Below are 3633 nucleotides of genomic sequence, written 5' to 3' on the forward strand. Positions count from 1 at the left end.
CGCGAAAGCGGTGCATCAGGCGACATCCTCATCGACTGAAAGTCCGCTATCGCGAGCAGGCTCGCTCCCACAGTGGGGCATCTTCGCTTTATTGGCCGCCAGAAAGCAAAACGCCGCTTCCACCCGAGGCGGAAGCGGCAGAGGCAAGAGCCTCAGTCGATCAATTCATGAACAGGGCGATCAGGATGATGATCGGGATGGGCACGCCAAGAAAAAACAGAAGTAATGAGCGCATGGTAATTCTCCTGGGTTAGCGAACAGGTGGCACGGAAGTGGTGGTCACGTAGGTGTCGGTTTCCAGATACACCACGGCATCCCGACGACGGCCGCCGAAGGTCGCGGCAAGGCTGGCAAAAAACGCACCGATCAGCAGTGCAATGAACATCCACAGTGATGTCCAGGCAGCGACTTTGGCGGCAGTGTCAGCCGCTTGTTGCGCAGCGAGCTTGGCGTCGGCCACGGCTTTCTGGGTGCGGGCGTAGACTTCATCGACACGGCGTTCGGCATCGGCCTGGGTCAGGTTGGTGCGCTGGGCGACCAATTGCGCCAGGTAAGTCCGGTCTTCGGCGGACAGCTGACCGTCATTGCTCAGGGAGCGAACGAAGATGCGAGTCACGGTGCTGCGGGCGGCGTCATCGCTGACGGCAGCCGGACGATCATCGCGGAACAGACTGTCAACGAAATAGCCGTACTGGTCACTGTCGGTATTACCCGCCGCGGTGCCCGCCGCTTGAGTCGCAACACTGGCAGCGCCACCGACCACACTCGCCCCGGCTTGCACGCCACCGCTGACAATGCTGCTGACCGAACCGACGACCAGTGTCGCGGTGACCAGCGTGGCCACGCACCAGGCCAGGAAGCCATGGGCAGTGTCACGGAAATAGACTTCATCGCCGTGCATGTTGGCCCACTTCACCCGCAAGCGACCGGCGATGTAACCACCGAGCCCGGATGCCACGATTTGCGTAGCGGCCAGCCAGATGATCGTCGAGATCCCCAGGCCCTTGGCACTCACGCCTTCATTGGCCCAGGGTGAAACAGCCGAGAATCCCAGACCAAATCCCAGCAGCACCAGAATCAGCGACAACGCCGCCGCTGCAGCGGCACCGGCAAAGATCGCGCCCCAGGACACACCCGATAGCGTGCTTGATTCTTCGTAGGCGGGATAGAAACCATCAGAGGATCTATTCATTGTTTTATCGCTCCAGGCAGAAAGATGGTGTTACAACTCTTCGAAGAAGGAAGTGCAGTCACCGTGCCAGTCGCCAAATTTAAATAAATCGTTTAATTTCAATGACTTATAAATTTTGAACTTCCAATCCCGTTGCATTTTGCAAGGATGGCTGGATAGCAGCGGGTTTTATGCATTGATCAAAAGCGAGCGCGCATGAAGTTTTATTTAGAAAGCCGGCGGTCATTTCTTGGCAAAATGCCGCTCTATGTTGAGCACCTCTAATCAGGCAGGCCCCATGACCCGCATCTTGACCATCGAAGACGACGCCGTGACCGCCCGGGAAATCGTCGCCGAACTCAGTAGCCACGGCCTCGACGTCGATTGGGTCAACAACGGCCGCGAAGGCCTGGAACGTGCGGTCAGCGGCAACTACGACCTGATCACCCTCGACCGCATGTTGCCGGAGCTCGATGGCCTGGCCATTGTCACCACGCTGCGGACCATGGGCGTGGCCACGCCGATCCTGATGATCAGCGCCCTCTCCGACGTCGATGAACGAGTGCGCGGCTTGCGCGCCGGCGGGGACGATTACCTGACCAAGCCGTTTGCCACCGATGAAATGGCCGCCCGGGTTGAAGTCCTGTTGCGTCGCCAGAACACGGTCACGGCCCAGGCGACCACGCTGCGGGTGGCCGATCTTGAGCTGAACCTGATCAGCCACGAAGCCAGCCGCGACGATCAACTGCTGACGCTGTTGCCCACCGAGTACAAGTTGCTGGAATTCCTGATGCGCAACACCGGGCAGATTCTGTCGCGGATGATGATTTTCGAAGAAGTCTGGGGTTATCACTTCGACCCCGGCACCAACCTCATCGATGTGCACATCGGCCGGCTGCGCAAGAAGATCGACCCGCCTGGCAAAGTCCCACTGATTCGGACCGTGCGAGGCTCGGGTTATGTCATTGCTGAACCCCTCTAACGGCTGGCGCTCATCCAGCAGCCGCTTGCTCGCGCTCTACAGTTCACTGTTCGTGATCTGGAGCGGGATTCTGATGGGGGTCATGTACTACGAGGTGTCCGCCTACCTGGACAATCTGGCCAAACACTCGCTGATGCAGCGCCAGCACCTGTTTTCGCACTTTCAAGGCGAACAATTGGCCGATGCCCTCGCCGTCAGCATGACCTTCGACATTCGCGGCATCGACGCCTACGGCCTGTTCGATTCGCAGCACCGTTACCTCAGCGGTGCGCTGCGGCACATGCCCGAAGGCTTGCCGCTGGATGGCAAGATCCACATGCTCGGCGACTGCGCCGAGTCTGACGACCCCAGCCTGCCCACCGACAGTTGCGACGCGGTCGCGACCCAGACCAAGGACGGTCGCTGGCTGGTGCTGGTTCGCGATAACGGTTCGTTGTTTGCCGTGACCCGGATCATTCTGCACGCGTTGCTCTGGGGCGTGACGCTGACCATTTTGCCCGGCATCGCCGGTTGGCACCTGTTGAGGCGGCGTCCGCTGCGGCGGATTCGTGCAATCCAGGCCAGCGCCGAGGCCATCGTCGCCGGCGACCTGACCCGGCGTTTGCCACTGTCCAATCGCCGCGATGAGCTGGACATGCTCGCGGCCATCGTCAACGCCATGCTCGAACGCATCGAACGCTTGATGAACGAGGTCAAGGGCGTGTGCGACAACATCGCCCATGACCTGCGCACACCGCTGACACGCTTGCGGGCGCAGCTGTATCGAATCCAGCAGCAGGCGGATGACGGCTCGACGCTGGCCGTGCAGCTGGACTCGGTGCTCGGTGAAGCCGATACCTTGATGGCGCGGTTTCGTGGATTGCTGCGGATTTCCGAACTGGAGGACCGCCAGCGGCGTTCCGGTTTTGTACAGATGGATCCGGTGCCGTTGTTGCAGGAGCTGCATGATTTTTACCTGCCGCTGGCGGAGGAAGGCGAGCTGCTGTTCAAGCTGCAATTGCCTGCGTCACTGCCAATGTTGAACGGCGATCGGGCGCTGTTGTTTGAAGCCGTGGCGAACCTGCTGAGCAACTCGATCAAATTTACCCCGCCCGGTGGCGAGGTGATTTTGCGCGGGGTCAATGACGCAGGGCACACGCGAATCGAAGTGCTCGACTCAGGGCCGGGTATCCCGGAAAGCGAACGCGAAGCGGTGTTCCAGCGCTTTTACCGTGCCGAGAGTGGGAATCAGAAAAGCGGGTTCGGGTTGGGGCTGTCGATCGTCGCGGCGATTGTCAGCCTGCATGGGTTTGCGCTTGAAGTGGGCACCAGTGAACTGGGCGGTGCGCGGTTGGTGCTCGATTGCGGCCACGATCTGATTCCCCAGACCTGACCCGGTCTCCCTGAACGAACACATCCCCCTGTAGGAGTGAGCCTGCTCGCGATAGCGGTCTATCAGTCAATCTCTATGTTGAAGCTGAAGACGTCATCGCGAGCAGGC

4 protein-coding genes are annotated in these 3633 nt (G+C 60.0%); 3 read left to right on the forward strand and 1 reads right to left on the reverse strand.

Going from position 1 to position 3633, the window contains the following annotated elements:
• Positions 1 to 226, forward strand: a 226-nt coding sequence (locus QMX98_RS33235; protein WP_282412018.1) for a hypothetical protein, incomplete at its 5' end; no start/stop codon positions are given.
• A 24-nt stretch (positions 227 to 250) separates the two neighbouring features.
• Here the strand turns inward: QMX98_RS33235 and QMX98_RS33240 are convergent.
• Positions 251 to 1192, reverse strand: coding sequence for a hypothetical protein (locus tag QMX98_RS33240; protein WP_010455215.1), 942 nt, complete (start codon positions 1190 to 1192; stop codon positions 251 to 253).
• A gap of 277 nt (positions 1193 to 1469) precedes the next feature.
• On the opposite strand from QMX98_RS33240, the gene QMX98_RS33245 reads away from it, so the two are divergent.
• Positions 1470 to 2153, forward strand: a complete 684-nt coding sequence (locus tag QMX98_RS33245; protein WP_010455216.1) for a response regulator transcription factor — start codon at positions 1470 to 1472, stop codon at positions 2151 to 2153.
• Positions 2131 to 3525, forward strand: a complete 1395-nt coding sequence (locus tag QMX98_RS33250) for a HAMP domain-containing sensor histidine kinase (protein ID WP_282412019.1) — start codon at positions 2131 to 2133, stop codon at positions 3523 to 3525. Before QMX98_RS33245 ends, QMX98_RS33250 begins: the two co-directional genes overlap by 23 nt.
• Positions 3526 to 3633: the final 108 nt, after the last annotated feature.

The organism is Pseudomonas sp. PS02303 (assembly GCF_029959925.1).
GTDB classification, from domain to species: Bacteria; Pseudomonadota; Gammaproteobacteria; order Pseudomonadales; family Pseudomonadaceae; genus Aquipseudomonas; species Aquipseudomonas mandelii.

Coding starts and splice junctions, on each gene's coding strand:
- QMX98_RS33240 (WP_010455215.1), bottom strand. CDS start 1,192: ATGAATAGATCCTCTGATGGTTTCTATCCCGCCTACGAAGAATCAAGC.
- QMX98_RS33245 (WP_010455216.1), top strand. CDS start 1,470: ATGACCCGCATCTTGACCATCGAAGACGACGCCGTGACCGCCCGGGAA.
- QMX98_RS33250 (WP_282412019.1), top strand. CDS start 2,131: ATGTCATTGCTGAACCCCTCTAACGGCTGGCGCTCATCCAGCAGCCGC.